We start from the raw sequence: 24,112 nt of genomic DNA, 5'->3' as shown, positions 1-24,112 counted from the left end.
GTTTTTACTTTTTATTGCCACAAGGTGCCTATTCATCTCGTGGATGCAGCACGACTAAAAATGTGGCTAGAGATCACTTAGGTACATGAGCTAGCGAAAAATAATTCTTAAACGAACGTAAACGGGCAGCGTTGGTTAATATTTATACTACTTTCCTATGTGTTGTGGATGTTACGACATCCGAAATGTCTCTTACTTTGATCCACTTCCTAATTCTCAAGAGTTGATGCAATTGCCACCAACTACGCCCTTAATTTGTGATTTAGCTCACTTTAAAATCGAATGTAGTGAACGTGTATAGGCACAGTTGCGCACATATTAAAGGAAGTTTGGTTTTATTCGCTGTTTTTGTGTGATCGAATAGACAGTTTTTACAACAAGCAAAAATGGCGTAATAAATATCGTCACTTTGAAAAAGTAATCTAAATAACGATGTGATGTGATCCTAATCACTAAGAACTCGTTAAATGAGCCTTGTGTTGAGAGTTGGATCACTAACTTCGCAATGGTCCCCTCTCTACGCCCTGCTTCCTACTCCCGTTAAGGAGGAGAAATAGGAGGATGTTTATTCACAGGGGGAAATGCAGGATGTATGGCAGATGAATTAATACAAGACGTGAGAATTTCTTAATGAAACCTACTCAACAGAAAAAATTTGACAAGAAGTCGTTCCAAGAAAGCGTAAAGAAACACCTATCAGTGACTTACGCACACACTATTGAAAACGCAGACAGCCGCGCATGGTACCTAGCAATGGGTCGTGCATTGGCTGAATTCACTACTTGTGATTTGCTTGCTACTGAAGCTGACCCTCGCATCCAAAAAGCGAAAAGCGTTAACTACCTTTCACTAGAATTCCTTATCGGTCGTTTGACTGGTAACAACCTAATCAGCATGGGTCTTTACGAAGAGATCACTGAAGCAATGGCTGAACTAGGTCACAACCTAACAGACCTTTTAGAAGAAGAACGCGACCCATCATTGGGTAACGGCGGTCTTGGTCGTCTAGCAGCATGTTTCATGGATTCATGTGCCGCTCAAGAATTCCCAACAGTAGGTTACGGCCTGCACTACGAATACGGTCTGTTTAAACAGTCGTTCAAAGATGGTCGTCAACAAGAAGCACCAGACGCATGGCGCGGTGTAGAAGGCTACCCATGGGAAGTGGCTCGTCCAGAACTTGCGCAAGAAATCGGCTTCTACGGTCACGTTGAAGTGGTAAACGAGAACGGTAAAGAAGTTCGTAAATGGGTTCCTGGCATGTCTGTAAAAGCAATGCCTTGGGATCTGCCTATCGTAGGTTACGAATCAGACACGGTTTACCCTCTACGTCTTTGGGAATGTCAGGCTATCGCACCATTCTCACTAGAAAGCTTTAACAATGGTGACTACTTCGAAGCTCAGCACGCGCTGATCGACGCTGGTAACATCACTAAAGTGCTTTACCCGAACGATAACCACGAGAAAGGTAAAACACTACGTCTAATGCAACAGTACTTCCACTCAGCAGCGTCTGTACGCGATATTCTACGTCGCCACGAAGCAGCAGGTTACTCGCTAGCGGATCTACCTAAGCAAGAGACTATCCAGCTTAACGATACGCACCCAACTATCGCTATCCCTGAGCTAATGCGCATCCTAGTAGACGAGAAAGGTCTAACTTGGGAAGCGGCATGGGAAATCAGTGCAAACACGTTCGCTTACACGAACCACACACTACTTCCAGAAGCTTTAGAGACTTGGTCTGAGTCGCTAATTCAGCGTCTACTTCCACGTCACATGGAAATCATTTTTGAAATCAACCACCGCTTCCTACAAGAAGTTCGTAAGATGTGGCCTGGTGACGGTGAGAAGCAAGCTAAGCTTTCTATCATCCAAGAAGGTTTCCACCGCATGGTTCGCATGGCTAACCTATGTGTAATCGGTTCTTACGCAGTTAACGGCGTAGCAGCACTTCACTCTGAGCTAGTTAAGAAAGACCTATTCCCAGAGTTCCACGAGATGTACCCAACTCGTCTACATAACGTGACAAACGGTATTACACCTCGTCGTTGGTTGAAGTTCTGTAACCCAGGTCTATCTAACCTTATCACTGGTAAGATTGGTTCTGAGTGGCCAGCGAAACTTGAGCAACTAGAAGGTATTGCCAAGTACGCAACAGACGCGAAATTCCAAAAAGAATTCATGGCTGTTAAGAAAGAAAACAAACAGCGCCTAGCGGATTGGGTTAAAGAGAACATGGGTATCGAGCTAGATACTAACGCTATCTTTGATGTGATGATCAAGCGTCTGCACGAGTACAAGCGTCAGCAACTTGATTTGCTACACATCTTGTCTCTATACCACCGCATTATCAACGATCCAAACTTCGAGTGTACTCCACGCGTATGTTTCTTCGGCTCTAAAGCGGCGCCAGGTTACCACCTAGCGAAAGAGATCATCTTCGCGATTAACAAGATTGCAGATAAGATCAACAACGACCCACGCATTGGCAACAAGCTGAAAGTGGTATTCATCCCTGACTACCGTGTAAGCATGGCTGAAATGCTAATCCCAGCAGCGGACGTTTCTCAACAAATCTCGCTAGCGGGTAAAGAAGCATCTGGTACTGGTAACATGAAGATGGCTCTAAACGGTGCGCTAACTATCGGTACGATGGATGGTGCGAACGTTGAAATCCGTGAAGAAGTGGGCGACGAGAACATCTACATCTTCGGTCTAGACGTTGAAGGCGTAAAAGCAGCGAAAGCTGCTGGCTACAACCCATACGACTACTACAATGCTGACCACCTACTGAAAGCGTCTCTAGACCTACTAACAGGTGACGAGTTCACGCCAGGTCAACCAGGCCTGCTACGCGCTACATTCGATAGCCTACTAGATGGCGGTGACCCATACCTATGTCTTGCTGACTTCGCATCTTATGTGAAAGCGCATGAAGAAATGGGCAAACAATACAAAGACCAAGCAGGCTGGGCTAAGAAAGCAATTCTTAACACCGCCCTAGTTGGTAAGTTCACATCAGACCGCTCGATTCGAGACTATGTGAACAACATCTGGAAACTTGAAGCGGTAAAACGTTAATAGAACCCAGTTAAGACCAAGGTAGCCGAGCGCTACCTTTGGTTATTTCAAAGATAAATTATTGATAACAATAAAACCCTACATGGAAGGTGTTGGTATTACCTTCGGAGAAAGCGATGAAAGAACAAACAGCATTAAAGAAAGTCGCAGACATGGCGCGATTGGCTGACAGCTACGTCAGCGCGTGGGGAGACGAAGCAAAAGTTTCTGAAGAGACTCTACGCCGCTTGCTCACTTCACTTGGCTACGATACTAGCAGCGATGAGAAGCTATTGGCTTCTGCTGAACGAAAACATAAAAAAGACGTACTAGCCCCTGTTCTTGTTTTACGCGACGGCGATCCTGTCGAAGTGGAACTAAACCTAGGTACGAGTGCTCGTGAGAGTGAATTTAGCTGGCGTTTAGAAACAGAACAAGGAGAGGTACTTGAAGGCTATCTTCAGTCGCAAATTGTTCGTGATGAACGAGCTGAGGGTGGCCCTCTAGTGTTTGCATTGCCAAAGAACTTGGCATGGGGTTACCACAAACTGATCATCAGTCGTAAACGTCGTAAGACTCCTTACGAAATGTCGCTGATCATCACACCGAAAGCGTGTTTCAAACAAGAAGATTTAAACCAACACAAAAAGCTATGGGGTCCAAGCATTCAGCTTTACACACTGCGCACTCAGCACAACTGGGGTATCGGTGACTTTGGCGACCTTAAGCAGTTGGTAAGCGACATCGCATCGCGTGGCGGTGACTTCATTGGTTTGAACCCAATTCATTCATTGTTCCCAGCGAACCCAGAAGGTGCGAGCCCATACAGCCCGTCTTCTCGTCGTTGGTTGAACATCATGTACATCGACGTAAGTTCAGTGCCTGAATTTGCGTTAAGTGCAGAAGCTCAGCAACGTGTTGGCAGCGCAGAGTTCCAGCAACGTCTGCAAAAAGCTCGTGACTCACACTGGGTGAACTACACCGAAGTGTCTGAACTCAAGATGAGTGTTTTACCGCTGCTGTTTAGCGAGTTCAAAGCACGCCATCTAGACAAGAACACTGATCGCGCGCGCGCATTCCTAGAGTTTGTAGAACTTGGCGGCGAAAGCCTACTTCACCAAGCAGCATTCGATGCGCTACACGGTGAACTGCATGCTGAAGATTCAAGTGTGTGGGGCTGGCCAGTATTCCCTGAGAAGTTCCGCACATTTGATGCAGCAGCCACTCAGAAGTACATCAAAGACAATGCAGAACGTGTTCACCTGTACATGTACTTGCAGTGGATCGCTGACGATCAAATTAAAGAAGCACAAGCGTTAGCTGAAGAAAAAGGTATGACGGTTGGTCTGTACCGTGACCTGGCTGTTGGTGTTGCGGATTCAGGCAGCGAAACTTGGGCTGATGATGGCAACCTAGTTCTGGACGCTAGTATTGGTGCTCCACCAGATATCCTTGGCCCTCTTGGTCAAAACTGGGGTCTACCACCGCTTAACCCACAAGTGTTGGAAGCGACCGGTTACGACGCGTACATCAAGTTACTACGTGCGAACATGAAACACTGTGGTGCACTTCGTATTGACCACGTACTTGGTTTACTTCGTCTGTGGTGGATTCCAAAAGGTGAGAAGGCAACTGAAGGTGCTTACCTGTACTACCCAGTTGAAGACATGCTAGCAATCCTAGCACTTGAGTCACATCGTCATCAGTGTTCAGTTATCGGTGAAGATTTGGGTACAGTGCCTGATGAAATCGTGGATATCCTTCGTGACGCAGGTGTTCACTCGTACAAAGTGTTCTTCTTCGAAACATCAAAAGATGACGGCGGCTTTATTTCTCCGAAGCATTACGCTGAACAGTCTATGTCAGCACTGTGTACGCACGATATGCCAACCCTACGTGGCTTCTGGCATTGTGATGACTTGAAGATGGGTCGTGAGATCGGTCTATACCCTGACGAAGAGCAACTAGAAGGTTTGTTTGATGACCGTCTGAAGTGCAAACAAGGCATCCTAGACAGCGTTCGTTGGCATGGTTACCTACCAGAAGGTATTGGTCATGACGCACAATATGTGCCGATGGATACTTACCTAAGTGAAGCGTTGCAGTTGCACGTGGCTGCGGGTGATTCTGCACTGTTGAGTGTTCAACTTGAAGACTGGCTAGAAATGGATCAACCGGTCAACATTCCTGGTACGGTAAATGAGTACCCGAACTGGCGTCGTAAACTGTCGATGAACCTAGATGAAATCTTCAGCCGTGAAGACGTAAATCGTATTTCTAAGCGCCTAACTGAAGTGCGCGCGAAAGCGAGCAAATAAGGTGAAATGAGTGATGTAGCAATTACTTAAATTAATTGTACCGAGGTACGAAAGTAAAGCCTAGGTCACTCATTGAACCGGCACAATCCGTTAGGATGAAGTACCGTTATTATGCCCGCAAAAATAGCGGGCATTTTTGCTTTTTGACGCTGTTAAATTCGATAGCAGAGTCTTTTATGTGAATTCACAACGTTTGGCTGTGGAAACCGATGTTCGAAAATATATGGAGAATATCGGGGCTAGGGAGAAAGATTTGAAAACTAAGGTAAAGAAAAACCAAGAACGTGCTTACGAACTATTATCTCAGGCGGCTTACTCAGATCCATTTGCGTCGCTTGGTCCATTCATTGATGACGGCGAAGGGTCATTACGTGTGTGGATGCCGGGTGCAAATAACGTCGAGCTAGTCGTCACTGGTGAACCCCGCGTTGCACTTGAGCGCGAAGGCGAAAGTGGTTTTATTTTAAAAGAAAAGCACGACTTAAACCTGACTCATTACCAACTTGCCGTGGATTGGAATGGCGTTGAACAGTTGATCGACGATCCTTACCAGTACCACAACATTTACCAAGAATATGAACACCTGCATACACCAAAAGACATGTACCGCTATATGGGCTCGCAATTTGTGACCCTAGAGCGTGGTGGTGAAAACATCTCTGGTGTTCGCTTCTTGGTTTACGCACCTCACGCATCGGCAATTAGCTTAGTGGGCAGCTTCAACCAATGGGATGGCCGTCGTCATCCAATGCAACGCCTAGACTACGGTATCTGGGGCTTGTTTATTCCTGGTTTGGAAGAGGGCGTACAATACAAATTTGAACTCAAAGGTCCGAATGGGGAAGGGCTGCCTCACAAACAAGATCCTTGGGGCTTCTACTCAGAGCAATACCCATCTTTCGCATCGATCACTTACGATCACAACCGTTACCAATGGCAAGACGCGAAATGGCAGAATCGTGCAGTGACGCAAAAGCGTGATGAAGCACTGTCTTTCTACGAGCTGCACGCAGGTTCTTGGAAACGTAATGAAGATGGTGATTTCTTAAACTATCGTGAACTGGCTGCTGAGCTTGTGCCATACCTAGTAGATATGGGCTACACCCACGTTGAGCTAATGCCAGTTTCTGAACACCCGTTCTTTGGCTCTTGGGGTTACCAACCAGTAGGTCTGTTTGCGCCAACGAGTCGTTACGGCTCACCTGATGATTTCAAGTTCTTTGTTGATGCGTGTCACCAAGCGGGTCTTGGTGTAGTACTGGATTGGGTTCCAGCACACTTCCCATCGGATGATCATGGCTTAGCAAACTTTGATGGTACGCCACTGTTCCACGACCCAGATCCGCGTCGTGGCTGGCATCAAGATTGGAACTCATACATTTACGATTTAGGTCGTGAACATGTGCGTCGTTTCCTTGTGTCTAACGCGCTGTACTGGTTCGAGCAATTCCACATTGATGGCATTCGCGTAGATGCAGTGGCTTCGATGCTTTACCTTGATTACTCACGCAGCCATGATCAATGGATCCCGAATGCGGATGGCGGCAATGAGAACTATGATGCGATCGCAACTCTGAAGTGGATGAACGAAGAGGTCTACAAACACTTCCCGAACGCAATGACCATTGCAGAAGAATCGACCGCATTCCCAGGTGTATCCGCGCCGACCTTTATGGGCGGTTTAGGCTTCGGCTTTAAGTGGAACATGGGTTGGATGCACGACAGTCTTTCTTACATCCAAGAAGATCCTATTCACCGCAAATACCACCACAATACCATCACGTTCCCGCTTGTTTATGCACACAGCGAAAACTACGTATTGTCGCTTTCTCATGATGAAGTGGTGTACGGCAAAGGCTCTATCCACAACAAGATGCCAGGTGATGAGTGGCAACAAACCGCGAACCTACGTGCTTACTACGGCTACATGTATGGTCAACCGGGTAAGAAGCTAAACTTCATGGGTGCAGAACTTGGTCAAACCGCAGAGTGGAACCACGATGACCAGCTACAGTGGTTCTTGCTGGAGTTTGGTCGCCACCAAGGCGTGCAAGCACTGATTCGAGACTTGAACCACTTGTACCGCGACGAAGCGGCGATGCACGATCAAGATTGTGTGCCAGCTGGCTTTGAATGGCGTCTACAGGATGAGGCGGAAGCAAGCATTCTTGCGCACGAGCGTATCAGCCAAGATGGCGAACGCGTATTAGTGATCAGCAACTTCACGCCAGTGCCGCATGAGCGTTTCCGTTTGGGCGTACCAATGGAAGGTACATACGAGCTTCTTCTAAACACAGACGATGCGAAATACGACGGCAGCGGTTTTGAAGTGGTAAGCCGAGTAGAAACAGAAGAAGTAGAAAGCGAGTCGCTACCTCAGTCTCTTGAGTTACGTTTGCCACCGCTATCGACGGTATTCTACAAACTGATTAAATAGCTATTATTAATCAAACAGTAAGCCCGGTTTACATTGTAAATCGGGCTTTTTTTAACCAATTTTTGACCTTGCAAACTTGTTGTTCTACCTTGAATCAGGCAATCTTCGCTCCCATTTAATTAAACAGCCACAAATAGAGATTCATCAGTGGCGTACCCCTTACTCTGGTTAGGCAAATAAAGCATGCTGAAAAGACTGAAGTTGTTTCTATTCAAAATTTCATTGGTTTTGTTACTGACTCCCGTGTTGTTGGTGGGCTTCGTCAAATACGTTAATCCACCAGTGTGGGGATGGAAGATCAGCCGCATGATCTCGCCACCAGAAGGGTACCCAGAAAGTAGCCAACAAGAGTGGGTGCCACTGTCTGAGATTTCAAAAAACATCCAACTGGCAGTGATGGCAACGGAAGATCAGAAGTTTCCTCATCATTATGGGGTGGACTTTGATTCGTTGTTCAAAGTTATTTCACAAGCCGGTGAGAATGGACCTTCTCGTGGTGCTAGCACGATTACTCAACAAACAGCGAAGAATGTCTTTCTGTTCCCTTCACACTCTTATGTGCGCAAGGCGTACGAGCTTTACTTTGCCCTGTTGATGGAAGCGATGTGGAGTAAAGAACGCATTCTCGAAGTGTATTTGAATGTGGTGGAGTTCGGTCCCGGTATCTACGGTATCGAAGCGGCAGCGCAAAACTATTACGGCATTCATGCAAGCCAATTGACCCAATGGCAAGCGGCAAGATTGGCAGTGGTCCTGCCTAATCCTTACAAAATTAAAGTGTATCCGCACACTAACTACACCCAACACCGCACCAATTGGGCGCTGACCCAAATGCGCAATCTGGGCAATGTGCAGCTGTAGATATTTGGGGCTTAATGTCTTGGCAAAACTCGGATAAATAGAACTACGCCCCGATAAAAGCAAAATGTGAAGCATCACAAGCTTTAGGGCGTAGCCTTTTAGAATGATGTGTTCAGTATTTCATCCATTTATTATTAGCGTGAATAAAACTAATAACTTAGCGTTACTTTTCCAATGGACTGAACGATGAAACTGAATCTGATTACGACCACTTTATTGCTTGCATCGGCAAGTGCCATCGCCGAGCCAAACATTACCATTTCTACCACGACCAACAGTCGAGACTTTCCATTAAGTGCTGAGCAACCTCTGGTTGTGCCATTAACCAAAGATGGCTACACGCTCAAAATTACGGGCGTTGAGGGCAACTGCGTTGCACCTGATGGTCAAAAGGTAAAGTTTAACAAGCCTATCGCGTTGAACTGCGGTAAGCCTACGGAACTGCCATTAAAAATCCGCTTTACGGGTGATTACTCTTTCGCTTTTGATGCAGAAGCGAAAACACTGCGTTTTAAGCGTGAACCTAAGAAAGCAGCAAAGACTGAATTCAAACGTCCAGTTCCACAAGTGCAATGTGAAGTGTACCAAGGTGGGGAAGTCACGATCGCACTGGGCAATAGCTTCCCTGACAGTACGAAGTTGCGTGATGCTTACTCTGGGCAAATGGTTGAAGTAAAAGATCAGCAAGTATCGCTGACGCCAAGCAAAGACTCCGGCGGTTTGGTGCTACTAGAGCCAGTGAAGAAAACCAAAGAAGCAGTGCCGTTTGATTATCGCAATGCCAACATTTACTTCGTGATGGTCGACCGTTTCAACAACGCCGATACGAGCAATGACAACAGCTATGGACGCAAGAAAGACGGCAAAGAGGAAATCGGCACTTTCCACGGTGGTGATCTAAAAGGTGTGATCGAGAAACTGGATTACATCAAGAGTCTAGGTACCGATGCTATTTGGCTATCGCCAATCGTCGAGCAAGTGCATGGCTTTGTTGGTGGTGGCGATAGCGGCTCATTCCCATTCTACGCTTATCACGGTTACTGGACGCGTGACTTTACCAAGATTGATGAGAACTTCGGTAACGAAGCTGATCTTAAAAAGCTGGTGGAAGAGGCACACAAACGTGGCCTTAAAGTCTTGATGGACGCAGTAATCAACCACACCGGTTACTCAACGTTAGCCGATTTGCAATTTGATGGTATTGAGGTGTTAAAACCAAACGCTGAGCTACCTAAGAAGTGGGGGGATTGGCAACCAAAAGCGGGCGAAAACTGGCATAGCTACCACCAGAATATTGATTACCAGAGTCCAAACTGGGCGAAATGGTGGGGCGGTGACTGGGTAAGAACAGGTCTACCTGGATACCCTGCACCGGGCAGCAGTGATATCACTATGTCATTGGCGGGTTTGCCTGACTTTATCACCGAATCAGACAAAGCTGTGAAGCCGGCGCAATGGCTATTGGATAACCCTGGTACTCGCGTTGAGGCGCGTGACAATTACACCGTCTCGGATTACCTAATTGAGTGGCAAACTGATTGGGTGAAACGCTTTGGTATTGATGGTTACCGTGTCGATACGGTGAAGCACGTAGAAGGCGATGTGTGGAAACGCTTGAAAGAAGAGGCATCAAGCAGCCTTGAGCAGTGGCGTAAAGAGAATGGTAAGTCAGGTCAGCCATTCTGGATGATGGGGGAAGTATGGGGACATACCGCATATCGCAGCCCTTACTTCGACGACGGCTTTGATGCGTTGATTAATTTCGACATGCAGAAGAAGTTAGACAAAGGCGCGGCGTGTTTCAGCCAAATGGCAGACACTTACCAAAGCTATGCAGATACTATCGCCAATGAGAAAGACTTCAACCCTGTGAGCTACATGTCTTCTCACGATACCGAGTTATTCTTCTCTCGCTTCAAAGATTACGGCATGCAGCGTAACGCCGCGAATGCACTGCTTCTAAGCCCTGGTGCTGTTCAGGTTTACTACGGTGATGAAGTGGGTCGTAACATTGGCCCTTACGCGGACGATTTCCACCAAGGCACACGCTCTGACATGGTATGGAAGCTATCTGATGAGAAGCAAGCGCTACTCAAACATTGGCAAACTCTTGGTCAGTTCCGTAAAGCGCATCCAGCGATTGGTGCGGGTCAGCATCAAGTGATTGAACAAGAAGGTGCGTACGTGTTCTCTCGTTCGCTTGGCAATGACAAAGTCGTTGTGGCGTTTGTAGGGCGCGATAAGTAACCAAACGTTCTTTATTTCGATAAATAAAAAGCCCTTCCTTGAGATATCAGGGAAGGGCTTTGTTGTTTTTGATTGTTACTTATCTCTTTTAATAGCTATCTATTTCGATAGTTATTTCTTTAGTTCTTGGTCGATAACTTTCTCAAGCTCCTCGAAAGGTACATAGCCCGGAATGACTTGGTCATTGATAATGATAGCTGGTGTGCCTCGTAGACCTAAGCGAGTGAAGTACTCGTAGTTTTTATCCAACAACGCTTTGGTCTCTTTGTCGTCAACAAGCTGTGCTTCGGTGCCTGTTTTCTTAGCGATTTTTTGTAGTGAACTTGCATCATGTGGCCCCGGCTTCTTCACCAACAAGTCGTGTACTTCTTTGTACTTGTCATGTTGGTTCTGCCAAACATTTAATGCGTAACTTGCCGAGTTGTAACCGTTCTTTTCGTACTGTTCTTTGAACGATACCGTCATGTTCAGCACTTTTACCTGCGGGTATTCTTTCTCGACTTTAACTAACTCACCTTCAAGACGCTTACAGAAAGGACAGCTGTAATCGGTCACGTTGATGATGGTCAGTTCTGGATTCTCTGATCCGAATGACGAGTGCTTGCCATCGTTTAAGTAAGTGCGCACTTCATCCAGCGTCGTGCTAAACGTCTTTTGGTAAGCGACGTAGTCTTGCAAGTTCTGATGCAGCGCATCTAGGAGCTGTGGATTCTCTTTAAGCAGTTGATTGATCTCGTCGAGCTTCTCTTGCGATGTCTTTTCTGCTGCGTGTGAAAACAGTGGAGTGAGTGCGATAGCCACAGTTAATAGTGTGCGAGTGAATTTCATGATTTTTCCTAAAACTCTTTTTCTTTGCGGTTTTGCCGCGAAGTGATTAAAAATAAAATAAACGATTTAAGGTCAATAGATCCTAGCCATCGGGTTTTATTCTCTAAACACACACAGTTTGAGGTGCACCCGAACTTTTTCGGGTATCGGCTCGGTATGATGACGGAAAGCGTTACGTTCACCGCCACTGATGGAAAGCAAGACAAACGCAAATAGAAATAAGGGCACAATAAAGCTGTCGAGATGGTTTTGTGACACCTGAATCAGCTTTTCAGACAGTTCACACTGCTTATTTAGTCCTTTTGTGCTCTTTTCTTGCTGCGCAGTGGCGTGCTCAGGCGCGACTTGATCGCTAATGAGAGGGCAAGATTGATAGAGGCCCGCATTTTTACTTAGACAGATCACGATAACCCAAGCCACAAGGGCGAGTGTCCATCGAGCGATGTTGGATTGTGATCGAAGCAAAAGGCAAACCCTGAATAATTCTCATAATTATGACCGAACCACCCTAAATTAAATTGCACAGAAAATTTGTTAGTTTTTGGTCAAGAAATCTCAAATAAACAACAAACCATGAAGCACGTCGAGAATGTGGCTAATCACAAACTTGTTCCAAACTTTAGTTTGCTTTGTTAATGGATTGGATAGGTAAGTTTTCAGATAAATATACCTTATCTTGGTCATAAATATTTATTATCTTTTAAATGTGATTAAAATCATAAAATAAAACTTCATAATTAAGCGGCATGGCTGTTCGGTAAATGGATTGATTTTGATCATCTCTCTAGCACGTCGTTCAAGGGATCATCTATGTGTTCTGTTCCACATACATAGGTGAATTTATGACAAGCCCTGTTCATGCTGAACGCAAGGTGACGATCGGGTGTTACATTGCACTCGCGTTTGCGGTTGTGTTCTTTTCTGGTCTGATGCAATCCAACGAATGGTACGGTGTATTCGACTTTACAACGCTTAATGGCTCTTTCGGTAAAGTGGCTTACGGCGTAACGGAAGGTGCGGATGGCGCGGTACAAGCTGCGACTACCTCTTTCCGCGGTACTGGCGGTAGCGGTGCTCGTGACGGTTTCATTTTTGCGCTTACTTTGATCCCAACCGTTATGTTCGCATTAGGTATGATCAACGTACTTGAACACTACGGTGCACTTGAAGCAGCTCGTAAGCTTCTTACTCCTCTTCTACGCCCTCTAATGGGCATCCCTGGTAACTCAGGTTTGGCTCTGATTGCTTCTCTACAAAGTACCGATGCAGGTGCAGCGATGACGCGTCAGCTAAAAGATGAAGGCCACCTAACTAAGCGTGAAACGGACGTATTTACCATGTTCCAGTTCACTGCGGGTGCAACCATCGTGAACTTCTTCTCATCAGGTGCTGTATTGTTCACGCTGACGATGGCTGACGGCTCTCTAGCAGTAACGTCTTCTATTGGTTTGGCGGTTGTGGTGATGTTCGCATTTAAGATCATCGGCGCGAACCTGTTCCGCATTTACCTAAACATGACGGAAGGTAAAGAAGACAAACAAGACCAAAACAAATCAGAGAACCTAAAAGAGGAGACGGCATAATGGGTGACGTTAAAGCGAAAAAACCAATGGTGACGGATATCTTCGTCGAAGGTGCTAAGAAAGGTTGGGTGATTGCGACTACCTCTACGGTTCCTAACGTATTGATGGCGTTCGTTATCATCAAAGCACTTCAAATCACTGGCGCGCTGGATTTGATGGGCACGGTGTTTTCTCCAATCATGGCGGTGTTTGGTCTTCCGGGTGAAGCAGCAGCGGTATTGATCGGTGCTTGGATGTCGATGGGCGGCGCGGTTGGCGTAGTAATCACGCTATTTGACCAAGGTATCCTAAACGGCACGCACATTGCGATTCTTGCGCCTGCTATCTACCTAATGGGCTCTCAAGTTCAGTACATGGGTCGTATTATGGGTCCAATCGGTACTGAAGGTCGTTACATCCCAGTTATGATTGCAATCTCGGTATTGAACGCGTTTGGCGCAATGCTGGTGATGAATCTGTTTGTCTAGGAGTGAGTCATGCAATTCTCTCTAAATGAATATCTAGAAGAGCTACGTCCGCTGATTAATGTGGATTGTGGCACTTACACTACTGATGGTATCGAGTTCATCGCTTCTCAATTTGAAGAGAAGTACCAAGCGATGTCAGGTTGGAGCGTAAAACGCATCGACTGTGGTAGAGCGGGCATCGGTCTTGAAGTTCGAAATAAGCCGGAAGCTGAGCAAATCGATGTGATGCTGATTGGTCATATGGATACCGTGTTCCCTGTGGGTACTGCTGAGCTTCGTCCAATGTCTCAAGATGCAGAGAAAGCTTACGGTCCGGGCGTCTCGGACATGAAATCTGGTTTGCTGAACATCGTATACGCGATGCGCAATCTAGACCAAGCGGTGTTGGATAAGCTGTCTATCGCTATCTGCATGAACCCAGATGAAGAAACGGGTTCTCTGGACTCTGTGGATTGGATTCAATCAGTTGCGAAAAACGCTAAGAATGTTCTGGTTGCAGAAGCGGCACGTGCAGACGGCGGTTTAGTGAAAGCGCGCAAAGGCATGGCTCGCTACAAAATGACCTTTAATGGCGTTGCTGCTCACGCAGGTAACGAGCCAGAAAACGGTCGCAGCGCAATCACTGAGATGGCGAATTGGATTCTGGCTGTCAATGCAATGACCAACTTTGAATCTGGTACTACGCTGAACGTCGGTATTGTTTCTGGTGGTAACGGCGCGAACATCGTCCCTAAGCACGCTGAAGCAATCGTGGATGTACGTTTTTGGAGCAACGAAGAATACGATGATGTCGATAGCAAGCTAAATGGCATGCTGGAAACACCATTCGTTGATGGCGTGAGCATTGAGTTGGTTCGTGAAGCGTATAAGCCTTCTATGGTGCCAAGCCCACAAACAGAAAGCCTGATGATGCTAGTTGAAGAAGCGGCAAGTGAACTGGCGATCGACATCAACTGGAAAGAAGTCGGTGGCGGCTCTGATGCAAACAACACGGCGATTCTAGGCGTTCCAACTTTGGATGGTCTAGGGCCTATCGGTGCAGGCTTCCACAGTGACCAAGAGTACTTGTTGCTCGAGTCGCTCGAACCACGTATCAAAATGCTGATGCGTGTATTGGAGAAGATTGCTCAATAAGGCATTCTGCTTCTAAAGCTTGGTTCCCAAAGCTTTTGGTTTCCAAAACTTTTGGTTTCCAAAGCTGTTTGTTTCCAAGGCAATAATCCCCGGACTTCGGTTTGGGGATTTTTTTATCTAGCCAATTGGCTTCCTTTCTTCATTATCATTATTCGCTATTAATCCTATGTTCAGGTTCATCGTCTTAATATCTATGACACAGTCATAAATTTAGGAGGCACGATGACCACAAGCATGTCTGTAAATTCGGCGTCCGATGACGTCTTAGATCAAACGATGCAAGCACCAGATGAGAAAACCTTCTGGCGTAAAATGAAAAACTCCGTCAAGAAAGCAGGTGAAGAGATTGCTGTTATGGGCATCAAATCATGGCTTGCGATGGCAGATTCCAATACCTCTGTTCGCCACAAAGCGATCCTTGGTGGCGCGTTAGCTTACTTTGTTCTCCCCACTGATATGGTGCCAGACGTACTAGCAGGCGTCGGCTTTACCGATGACATGGCAGCGCTTACCCTAGCGGCGAACTCGGTCGGCAATGCCATCACCGACGAGCATGAAGAACAAGCGAGAGAAAAGCTGAGCTCGATGACGGAGTAGGACTGTGACCTATTCTTTAGATTCCAGATAAAACAAAAGCCCCGATGTTTCCATCGGGGCTTTCATTTAGACAGGATAGTTTAATCGTAGAACGATTTAGGCGTCAGCACGTTTCAGGTGCACTTCTTCTTCGGCTACGCCGGCCATTGGATCATTGAAACGAGCTTCATCCAATGCGCCTTCCGATTTAGCAACAATGATAGTCACTGCGCTGTCACCGGTGATGTTAACTGCGGTACGAATCATATCAAGTAGACGGTCAACACCCATGATAAGTGCAATGCCCTCTAGCGGCAGACCTACTTGGTTCAATACCATTGCTAACATTACTAGACCAACACCAGGAACGCCTGCGGTACCGATAGACGCCAATGTTGCCGTCATGATAACCATTAGGTAGTCACCCATAGTTAGGTCGATGTTGAATGCCTGTGCTATGAACGCTGTCGCCACACCTTGCATGATCGCCGTGCCGTCCATGTTCACGGTTGCACCTAGCGGTACTGTGAACGATGAAACGCGGTTCTCAACACCCATACGATGCTTCGCCGTTTCCATTGTTACTGGAATGGTTGCGTTTGATGATGCAGTTGAGAAAGCAAACATGATTGCATCTTCCATCTTGCGTAGGAACGTAATTGGGTTTAGGCCAGTAAAGCCTTTTAGCATCAAGCTGTAAGTCACAAGGCCGTGCAGCAATAGCGTACCAGCTAGTACCACAAAGTACTCGGCAAGGTTCAAGATTGCACCAAGACCAAGACCGGTAAACAGTTTCGCCATTAGGAAGAAGACACCGTAAGGCGCTAGGTTCATCAGAATCGCAACTAGCTTCATGATCACTTCATTCAGATCAGAGAAGAATGCTGCGATACGTTCGCCAGGCTTACCTGCTGCACTGATCGCGATACCGAATAGGACGGCAAATACGATAACTTGCAGAGTTTTACCTTCTGCCATTGCGCTGATTGGGTTAGTCGGGAACATATCAATGATCACCTGACCCAAAGATGGCGCTTCTGCTGATTTGAATGAACTTGCTGCGGTTAGGTCTGCACCAGCGCCAGGCTGGAATAGGGTACCCATGGTTAGAGCAAGTGTGATTGCGATAGCAGTAGTTGCTACGTAGAAAGCTAGGGTTTTGCCACCCATGCGACCTAATGTCGATAGGTCTTTTAGAGAGCTAGTACCACAAACTAATGAAACAAACACTAGTGGTACGACAAGCATTTTTAAGCTGGCAACGAAGATCTGTCCACCAACTTCGAATAATCCATTAACAATGTATGCGTCGACAAATCCGTTGTCGGCAAAAAGTGTGCGAATTGCAAATCCTGTCAAGATACCCGCTACCATACCTAAGATTACTCGGCTGGTAAGCGACATCGGCTTCTTGGTATTCATGAGAACACTCCTTATAGTTATGCACCTTAAGTTCACTTCAAGGCGGCGTGCAGATTAGCAGCGGAGTGTGGAAACACGAAAGAATAATCGTCTGAATGGTTAATAGATGTGAACTATATCACTATAAAAAATAGACTTTTAACCGAATGGTAACGAAATTCATGGTTGAAAAGTTTGTAAATTAACATTTTTATCGAACATACAACCGATAGAAATGATTTCTTACATTCTTGAGTGGTAGAAAACGACTTGCATAGAATGGGGTAATACATTGCCTAGTGAATAACTAGGCATGTTTTATTCACTCGTTGTTTTCGACCTCAGTTCAATGACGGGCGGGTTTGGTTATCGATAGTGCGAGCAAAATCTGAAATCTGTTGATAATCAGCGGGCGTCCAAATGGGTTTTGATGATAATGATTTAGGAAGTGTGGAGAACGCTTTTTCATCGTCGCTTGCTCTAAACTCAACGCTCATCCATTTGTCGATCGGCTGCTGATCCGCAAAAGTCGCCGATAGTGAAAGTTCATGGTTCGCGCCAGAATAGTTCGGCGTCAATTTCAGCGCCATATGGTAATCACGGAAGCGAACCACCCACTTATCCGGTAGGCGTCTTGAGCTGTCCCACCAATCCCCATCGAGTTGTTGAATTTTCTCTTTAGTGACGGCTTTCGACTGAGCTTTTAAGTCCTTTAATGCTTGTTTAAAAGCGCTGTCCATTGCTTTCGAAAAGCCTATTTGATCGAGTTCGGGGTTGTTCAGGAGTACTTGCTTGGCTAACTTTGCCCCAAGCATGTTGGAATAGAGATCTTCCGATGAGAATGCTGATGCCAGTTCTTTAAAGCCACTGACGGATACCATACCGAACCACTGAGCAATTTCATGCCATTGAGCTAGGCGAAATGCCGTTAACGCTGCTGCTTGAGCACTGCGATCTAGCTTTTCTTCTTCACTCAGTTGCTCTGTTTGTTCATACCAACGAATACGACGAACACGTAGCTCTTCTGGTAAATCTAGGTGCGCAGCGCGACCTAAATAATGTTGGTTGAGAGTGAACAAATAATAGGTGTAGTCTGCGGTATCACGGACGTGGGCAGTATCAATAAAGCCGCCTAGTTCGGTAAAGATAATACCGTTGGCTTCTTCATTCAGCCCTAGCAAGCTACCAGAGACTGACTCGCTGCCGTCGTTATAGTGGTGAGTACCCACTTCGTTGCTGGATAAGACATTCTCAAGAGAAAAGAAAGGAACAGGCACGCTTCCTAATTGCGCTTTGAGATCGACACCAAATGCACAACACGGTCTAACGCCGACCGGTGCTTTTAGTTGTTGCGCGTGAACGAATCCACTACAAAGGCTTAGTAGTAATAGTGCTGCTTTCTTCAAACCATACTCCTAGAATGCTTCATTAATCTGGAAATAAAAACCGGTGCTGTCTTTGCCCACACCCAAATCGACGCGCACGTTAATACGTGCCTTAAAGGCAAATCGATAACCAACCCCGACAGTCGGTAGCCAGCTATTTTCAAAGAGCTCGTGATAAGTTGGTGCGATATTACCAGCACCTAGCCACCCAACCACACCATGGCGACCTGCAATGGCATGGCGAATTTCTACTTGTGTAGAAAGCTGGTGCTTATCGCGATATTGCCCTTGGTAGTAGCCACGCATACGCTGGTCATCACCTAGCTGGGCGTAATCAAACCAAGGAGCGTCACCGAAAATCGATTGTGAATATACCTCCATTGCAATAATCGTCGTGTCAGACCATTGTTGGTAAACACGATAGTTAGCAACTAGGTTATCGTAGTCTTCATCACTGCCGAGTGAATCTCGGTTAGCAATCCATTCAACATCGAGAAACTGCCCCCGCATTGGGTTCGGTTCGAAATCACGAGTGTCGTATTCCATTCCAACTAAGACGCCACTGCTAGAGGCATCGGCAACTTCTGAAGGGAGAATATCGCCTTCGACACCGTCGACCTTACTGAATGACTGCCATTGCCAACCAAGTTTGGCGTAAGTATTTGGCGCGACTTCAACGGCGATTTTTGGGCTCAACTGTAAACGTTGCCCTTCATACTGCACTTTGTTGTTCTCGTTTTCAGCAGCTTGGCTGCCAATACCCCAATAGTAACCGGGGGTATGGCTTATCCATGCCTCACCTAAAAGACGCACTTTGTCATTTTTTAAATAGGTGCGATTGTTTAACCCCAAGCCGTAAGAACCTGAGGTTGAACCATAAGAAGTAACGGTGACTGTCGAGTAAGGCTCGCCTTTTTGCCAGTCGTAAGGCGTGTACAAACCTACTGCGGCAACACCAATACCAAACCCTTGTTCTGGGTTAACAAAAGGACCAGGTAATACGCCCCAGTCGATTAACTTAGATTCATCCACGGTTTCACTTGAACCAAGCTTGGTCAGGATGTCATCCATTAAGCTACTTTCGTCTTTTTCGATAGCAATAGCGTATGACGAACTAAGCAGCGCTGTCAGCGCAAGGGTATATGAGGCTTTCATCTTCTCGCTACCCTAGAAACGACGGTCTAAAGAGAAGAAGATGCTTTGACGATCACCAAAACCGGCTTCACCCAAAAGGTACCAATCTTCATTGATTTGGTATTGCATGCCAGCGATGGTGTTCCATTCAGATTCTAAGCGCTGCTTTACTTCAAAACGGGCATCTGATGACATTAATCCGCTTAAAGATGGCGGTAAGCCAAGGTCTTTGAGTGAGCCAGAGAGTTCTTGCTCGACATCTTGATACATAGCGCCAACCCAAAAACGAATCGGTACGCCATTTTGATGGAAGTCGTAACCGATACGAGGAGAAACCACAACTGCATCAATTGAACCGTCAATAACGGTTAAATTGGTTTGAGTGTAACTTGCATCGACCAATGCGAACCATTGGTCATAACCGCCAGCAAGCACAAAACCAAGGCCTTTAGTGTAGCCATCGAGATCTAGGCGGAAATTTTCAATACGTTGTGGTTTCACAAACGGCAACTTAACCTTTACGTTTACATCGGTTTCTGAGTAGCCATCAAGCGTACCGATCAAGCCATAAACGTTTAGGAAAGGGAACAGCCAGACATCGGCGCGTAATGTCATAACGTCAGTGGCTTGCTTACCTGGTTCTGCTTGCATATCGACTAACTTTTCAATCCCGCCTAAACCTTTTAGTGCGATAGAGTCGACATTGATGCCTTGTTCCATACTCATATAGCTGAGGTTTAAACCAAAAGGTTTTGGTAACTCGTAGCCAAGTGCTTCTGCTTTCTCTTTCCATATCGGCAGAGAAATTGAATCCGCATTCGCGACTCCAGTAACGAGGCAAGAAGCAGCAACAAGCAAAGAAGGTAATTTCATAAGTCACTTCATTAAGCATGGCGATCATTATATAGCCAGAGCCGTTTTGATCCGGATATGAATATCTAATGAGCGTCACGGGTAAATCACAGCTTTATCATGGAGAAAAAGCACTTTAGCGAGAGATAAGGACGGCTGTTTTTTTAACGGATTTAGAGCAGCTTCTTAACTTCGGCGAGCGCATCTTACTCCTAAAATCATAAAAGTAAACTTTAAAGTGTACTTTATATTGTTGTGCGCTATACTCTGCAGCCACTTACATGAGGTTGGTGAATTTAGAACGATGAAGCTTTCAGAAAAAAAACGGATTGCGCTGATTGAAGCCGCACAACAAGAATTTATCGAGCATGGCTTTTCAGGTGCCAATATGGACAGAGTCTGCGAGCGAGCCGGCACTTCCAAGCGAACTCTATATCGCCATTTTGAAAGCAAAGATGTGTTGTTTATTGAGTCCATTCAAGCAGTGATGGAAATTCAAAGGGCACGTCTACAATTTCAGTATTCACCTGAAGAGAGTATAGAGGCTCAACTTCGCACTTATTTACTCGCTAAGCTCGATTCGATGTATGAGGATTTTGGTCTGCCGCTAGCTAAGATGGTTATTAGCGAGTTTATGCGCACACCAGAACTTGTGGAAAACTATCTGCATCAACTTCAAAGCCAGGATGAACAATTAGAGAAGTGGTTTTCTGAGGCAATTGACGATCAGAAAATCAAAAACCTAAATCCGGCTGTGATGAGTAATATGTTGATGTGTCTATTGAAAGGTAACTTTTTATGGCCTCAGTTGATTGCTAACCACAAGGTGCCAAACCTTGAACAGCGCAAGAAATCGATTGAAGATATACTTACGCTGTTCCTAGATGGGTATCGTTGTTAAATAGAGCGTTCTGTTACCACTCTTTATAGCTCAAACTGGGTAGCTGATTGTGATCCCAAACCCATAGGTTTGATTCTCGGACTTGCATGCCTCCGACCCAGTAGTTTTGAGTTATGGGTTGGCTTCCCTCCAGACATGCTTGAGCGTGCTCTGTAATACAGACTTGTTGCTCCCACCAATTCTTTTGCAATGAGTCGATGCTAAATAGCGGCTTGTCGCTGCGTGTCAGCGGGAGGAGTAATGCATAAAACATCACATCACCCAACGTCGGAAGAGGCTCTTTTTCTTGGTATTCCTGAAACCAATCTTTAACGGTGATTGGTGTGCTGTGTTCGGCCAATGCTTCTAGCGCCAATTGTTGGGTGAAGCTCAACCCTGACTCCGAGTGAGGTAACTCTTGAAGGTGTCGTTTCATCGCGGCTTTAATATTTGGCAAACAATCTAACTCATGCTGCGAAAGCAGTTCGATAAGGGATTGAGGAGTCGGTGATGTCAAAGTCTGCCAACAACGCTTAGCTTGGCTTCTAAGCTTTGATGTGACGGGCTTTCGATGCTGCCAGCATGAGCGAACCGCCTCTGCAGGGAGTTGCCCAAAGCCAATAAAACGCTCGGTTCCCGGAAACTGATTGAACTCGATGATCTCGATGACTTTTCCTTCGGTTTCTTCTAAAAGTGTTAACCCTCGAAGTAACATGAACTGATCATAGGTATCATGTTCTACCCAAAACACAATTCGCTCAAACTGCTCATCAAGCAGAGTATTGATATTGTTCTGCTCAGATAGGGCGATGTCTTGCACCGAGCCTTCACGCCCCATTACAGGTAACAACATATCAACGACATATTGTGCTCGGATTGCGACAAAAGCCATTTCATCATTTGGAATGGGGCCGATGCACAAAGGATCAATCATGGGCAAGAATTCACCTTCAAAGCCACAAGTTTTCAATTGTTGCTGAATATCATGTCCACATCGCACGTGCAGAGTCTTTAGTTCCGCATCTAGAGGCTGTTCTCGGTTATGGATGGCGAGCTTGTGAAATTCCAACTCTTCTATATGCGCCTTTAACTTACTCCAACTAGGTAAGCCGAGTTCTCTTGCTAAGGCATGTTGAACATCTGCTAGTTGAATGGACTCTGTCGTAAGCTTTTCTGGCTGGGTATGAAATTGCCTAACTTGCTGTAAGGCACGCTCATCATTTTGGCGGATCGCTTTTAAGCGTTTTTTGGCCAGAGACTTTTGCTGGTTGAGGTTAATAGAGAAGCTATTATGAGATTGCATTTTTCACCTTTCTTATCTCTTCCACACTCGCCTTATTAGAAGTTTAAAAGAAGGTAAAAACAGATTGTTCCTGCTAACAAGAGCAGGGAGGTTGAGTTGCCGTGAACCGAGTTCTTTCCGCGAGTGTTGGGTGCTTTAGGCTTGAGCTTTTTACATGGTATGTAATCGAAACAGGTATCGCAACTTTGAATAATATAAAGAAGCAAAAATGCACTTAACTTCACATAAAACAGTTCCAGAACTTAAGTCGAGGAGCAAGTTGGAGCGGAGAGAGCATCGATGATGAAAACTCAAGATTCGCCGGGTGTTGAGCGTGCTTTGTTTTGCTCTATTCCACTCGCACTTTGGCACTATCAAGTAGTGTTTGATAGAGGGCAAGAGCGGCTGGTCCACTTTTCGCCCCTTTAGGTAAGGTGAGATGCTGAGCGACTTGATATTGGTTCGAATGCTCTAGGTCAATTACTTTGAGGCGGTCATTTTGGCGGTATTCAACGAGATGTTTTGGGAGGCGGCAGAAGCCGACACCTTGCTCAACCGCTCTAAACGCATGGTCGAAATTATCCACCGTGATTCTTTGGCGCGCGCGCAGCCAGCCTACGTCTCGCTTCTCTTTGTCTGATTCCCCCAAATCTCGAACCACAATTTGGCTGGTGGTCGCAAAGTCCGCCAATGAAATATGTTCCTTCTTTGCTAGCGGATGTTGAGCTGCGATCACAGGGACCATAGTGGTAGTGCCAAACGCTTCTGCAGGGTAGTTGGTGATCGGAAGGTTGATGATGGCGATGTCCGCTAATTCATTGATCACCATGTCTGTGGTTTTACTCAGAGAGGTTTCTACGACTTGAACTGAAGTTGTATTGTTTTGTGTGAGAAATTCGCTAAGAGGAGTATAGAGCCAACTTGGATCGCACAGGTGATCGATAGCTACCGTAATTTGCGACTCTACACCGCTATTTAGCTGTTCACTGATCATTTCAAGTTCACGAGCCTGCTCAAGCATTGATTGCGCACGGCGTAACATCGTCTTGCCGTGTTCGGTTAACCCCGCCTTACGACCTTTTACTTCTATTAGCTTGATACCAAGCTGGTCTTCGAGTTTTTTCACCGAATAGATAAGCGTGGTATGGCTTTTATTGAGCGTTACTGCGGCTGACTGAATGCTTCCCGCCTGTTCAATTGCTTGTAGTGTTTGCCACTGCTCTAAGGTTGTTTTGAGTCTCATTGGTCAGTTTTTTCCACAGTTAATGGCAAAATTATGAACTTTTTTGTCAGTTTTATAAAGGTAATAATCTTCCCATCGAAAGCGAGTCAATAATAAGAGGAGACTCAAGATGGCGAAATTGCTGCAAGTTGATTTTGAATTTCATGGCCCATTTGGTGAAGAGATGTCGAATGCTCTGATCGATTTAGCGAAATCAATTAACCAAGAGCCGGGCATGATTTGGAAAATTTGGACGGAAAGCGAAAAAGACCAACTCGGTGGGGGTATCTATCTTTTTGAAGATGAAGCCACGGCGCAAGCTTATCTCGAAATGCACACTGCTCGTCTGAAACAGATGGGTGTCGAGGAAGTAAGAGGCCAGATATTCGATATCAATACACCGCTAAGTAATATCAACCAAGGTCCAATCGGAGAGTAATGT

The 24,112-nt window shown here is 45.9% G+C and carries 19 protein-coding genes; 11 read left to right on the top strand and 8 right to left on the bottom strand.

The annotated features are described in order from the left end of the window. Nucleotides 1-630: 630 nt before the first annotated feature. From BSZ04_RS03380 to BSZ04_RS03360, 5 genes are all read left to right on the top strand, one after another. Nucleotides 631-3,084 carry a glycogen/starch/alpha-glucan phosphorylase gene (locus BSZ04_RS03380; protein ID WP_045390686.1) on the top strand — a complete coding sequence of 818 codons (2,454 nt, stop codon included), beginning with the start codon at nt 631-633 and terminating at the stop codon, nt 3,082-3,084. A 116-nt stretch (nt 3,085-3,200) separates the two neighbouring features. After that, on the top strand, nt 3,201-5,381 hold the full coding sequence (malQ, locus tag BSZ04_RS03375) for a 4-alpha-glucanotransferase (protein WP_071234067.1): 2,181 nt from the start codon (nt 3,201-3,203) through the stop codon (nt 5,379-5,381). A 223-nt stretch (nt 5,382-5,604) separates the two neighbouring features. Beyond that, the gene (gene glgB / locus BSZ04_RS03370; protein WP_088879533.1) at nt 5,605-7,818 is read left to right on the top strand and encodes a 1,4-alpha-glucan branching protein GlgB; all 2,214 of its coding nucleotides are present in this window, start codon (nt 5,605-5,607) and stop codon (nt 7,816-7,818) included. A gap of 183 nt (nt 7,819-8,001) precedes the next feature. After that, a complete protein-coding gene (gene mtgA / locus BSZ04_RS03365) occupies nt 8,002-8,679 on the top strand; it encodes a monofunctional biosynthetic peptidoglycan transglycosylase (RefSeq protein ID WP_088879532.1) in 678 nt (225 codons plus the stop codon). Between the two features lie 186 nt (nt 8,680-8,865). Continuing rightward, on the top strand, nt 8,866-10,926 hold the full coding sequence (locus tag BSZ04_RS03360; RefSeq protein ID WP_088879531.1) for an alpha-amylase: 2,061 nt from the start codon (nt 8,866-8,868) through the stop codon (nt 10,924-10,926). A 111-nt stretch (nt 10,927-11,037) separates the two neighbouring features. On the opposite strand, the gene BSZ04_RS03355 is transcribed toward BSZ04_RS03360, so the two are convergent. Together BSZ04_RS03355 and BSZ04_RS03350 are read right to left on the bottom strand one after the other, a co-directional pair. Continuing rightward, nucleotides 11,038-11,754, bottom strand: a complete 717-nt coding sequence (locus BSZ04_RS03355; protein WP_010450632.1) for a DsbA family protein — start codon at nt 11,752-11,754, stop codon at nt 11,038-11,040. A gap of 96 nt (nt 11,755-11,850) precedes the next feature. Beyond that, complete coding sequence (locus BSZ04_RS03350) at nt 11,851-12,174, bottom strand: hypothetical protein (protein WP_071234072.1); 324 nt, start codon at nt 12,172-12,174, stop codon at nt 11,851-11,853. A gap of 422 nt (nt 12,175-12,596) precedes the next feature. On the opposite strand from BSZ04_RS03350, the gene BSZ04_RS03345 reads away from it, so the two are divergent. The 4 genes from BSZ04_RS03345 (at nt 12,597) to BSZ04_RS03330 (ending at nt 15,535) form a co-directional block, all read left to right on the top strand. Further along, on the top strand, nt 12,597-13,337 hold the full coding sequence (locus BSZ04_RS03345) for a nucleoside recognition domain-containing protein (protein WP_005437881.1): 741 nt from the start codon (nt 12,597-12,599) through the stop codon (nt 13,335-13,337). Beyond that, a complete protein-coding gene (locus tag BSZ04_RS03340; RefSeq protein WP_005374849.1) occupies nt 13,337-13,804 on the top strand; it encodes a YjiG family protein in 468 nt (155 codons plus the stop codon). Before BSZ04_RS03345 ends, BSZ04_RS03340 begins: the two co-directional genes overlap by 1 nt. Before the next feature lie 9 nt (nt 13,805-13,813). Then, entirely contained in the window at nt 13,814-14,938 is a 1,125-nt protein-coding gene (locus BSZ04_RS03335; protein ID WP_088879530.1) for a M20 family metallopeptidase, read from the top strand. Between the two features lie 222 nt (nt 14,939-15,160). Then, nucleotides 15,161-15,535 (top strand): YkvA family protein, encoded by a 375-nt coding sequence (locus tag BSZ04_RS03330; RefSeq protein WP_009698021.1) that lies wholly within the window; start codon nt 15,161-15,163, stop codon nt 15,533-15,535. A gap of 96 nt (nt 15,536-15,631) precedes the next feature. Here BSZ04_RS03330 and BSZ04_RS03325 read toward each other — a convergent pair whose 3' ends face one another. From BSZ04_RS03325 to BSZ04_RS03310, 4 genes are all read right to left on the bottom strand, one after another. Then, the gene (locus tag BSZ04_RS03325; RefSeq protein ID WP_038883284.1) at nt 15,632-16,936 is read right to left on the bottom strand and encodes a dicarboxylate/amino acid:cation symporter; all 1,305 of its coding nucleotides are present in this window, start codon (nt 16,934-16,936) and stop codon (nt 15,632-15,634) included. A gap of 320 nt (nt 16,937-17,256) precedes the next feature. Further along, nucleotides 17,257-18,321: a DUF4056 domain-containing protein gene (locus BSZ04_RS03320; protein WP_045390707.1), complete on the bottom strand. Its 1,065-nt coding sequence runs from the start codon at nt 18,319-18,321 to the stop codon at nt 17,257-17,259. 9 nt (nt 18,322-18,330) lie between these two features. Then, nucleotides 18,331-19,455: a BamA/TamA family outer membrane protein gene (locus BSZ04_RS03315; RefSeq protein WP_088879529.1), complete on the bottom strand. Its 1,125-nt coding sequence runs from the start codon at nt 19,453-19,455 to the stop codon at nt 18,331-18,333. A 12-nt stretch (nt 19,456-19,467) separates the two neighbouring features. Next, nucleotides 19,468-20,307 (bottom strand): TonB-dependent receptor, encoded by an 840-nt coding sequence (locus BSZ04_RS03310; RefSeq protein ID WP_045627190.1) that lies wholly within the window; start codon nt 20,305-20,307, stop codon nt 19,468-19,470. A gap of 283 nt (nt 20,308-20,590) precedes the next feature. On the opposite strand from BSZ04_RS03310, the gene BSZ04_RS03305 reads away from it, so the two are divergent. Next, the gene (locus tag BSZ04_RS03305; protein ID WP_088879528.1) at nt 20,591-21,187 is read left to right on the top strand and encodes a TetR/AcrR family transcriptional regulator; all 597 of its coding nucleotides are present in this window, start codon (nt 20,591-20,593) and stop codon (nt 21,185-21,187) included. Nucleotides 21,188-21,200: 13 nt separating this feature from the next. Here BSZ04_RS03305 and BSZ04_RS03300 read toward each other — a convergent pair whose 3' ends face one another. Further along, nucleotides 21,201-22,469 (bottom strand): DUF1835 domain-containing protein, encoded by a 1,269-nt coding sequence (locus tag BSZ04_RS03300; protein WP_088879527.1) that lies wholly within the window; start codon nt 22,467-22,469, stop codon nt 21,201-21,203. 328 nt (nt 22,470-22,797) lie between these two features. Beyond that, nucleotides 22,798-23,691 (bottom strand): LysR family transcriptional regulator, encoded by an 894-nt coding sequence (locus BSZ04_RS03295; protein ID WP_088879526.1) that lies wholly within the window; start codon nt 23,689-23,691, stop codon nt 22,798-22,800. Nucleotides 23,692-23,800: 109 nt separating this feature from the next. Here BSZ04_RS03295 and BSZ04_RS03290 point away from each other — a divergent pair, with 109 nt between their 5' ends. Then, entirely contained in the window at nt 23,801-24,109 is a 309-nt protein-coding gene (locus tag BSZ04_RS03290) for a monooxygenase (protein ID WP_010450664.1), read from the top strand. The last annotated feature ends 3 nt before the right edge of the window (nt 24,110-24,112 follow it).

Source organism: Vibrio rotiferianus, assembly GCF_002214395.1.
GTDB lineage: Bacteria > Pseudomonadota > Gammaproteobacteria > Enterobacterales > Vibrionaceae > Vibrio > Vibrio rotiferianus.
Note: the sequence above shows the minus strand (reverse complement) of the source record. Positions and strands in the feature narration are given on the sequence as shown.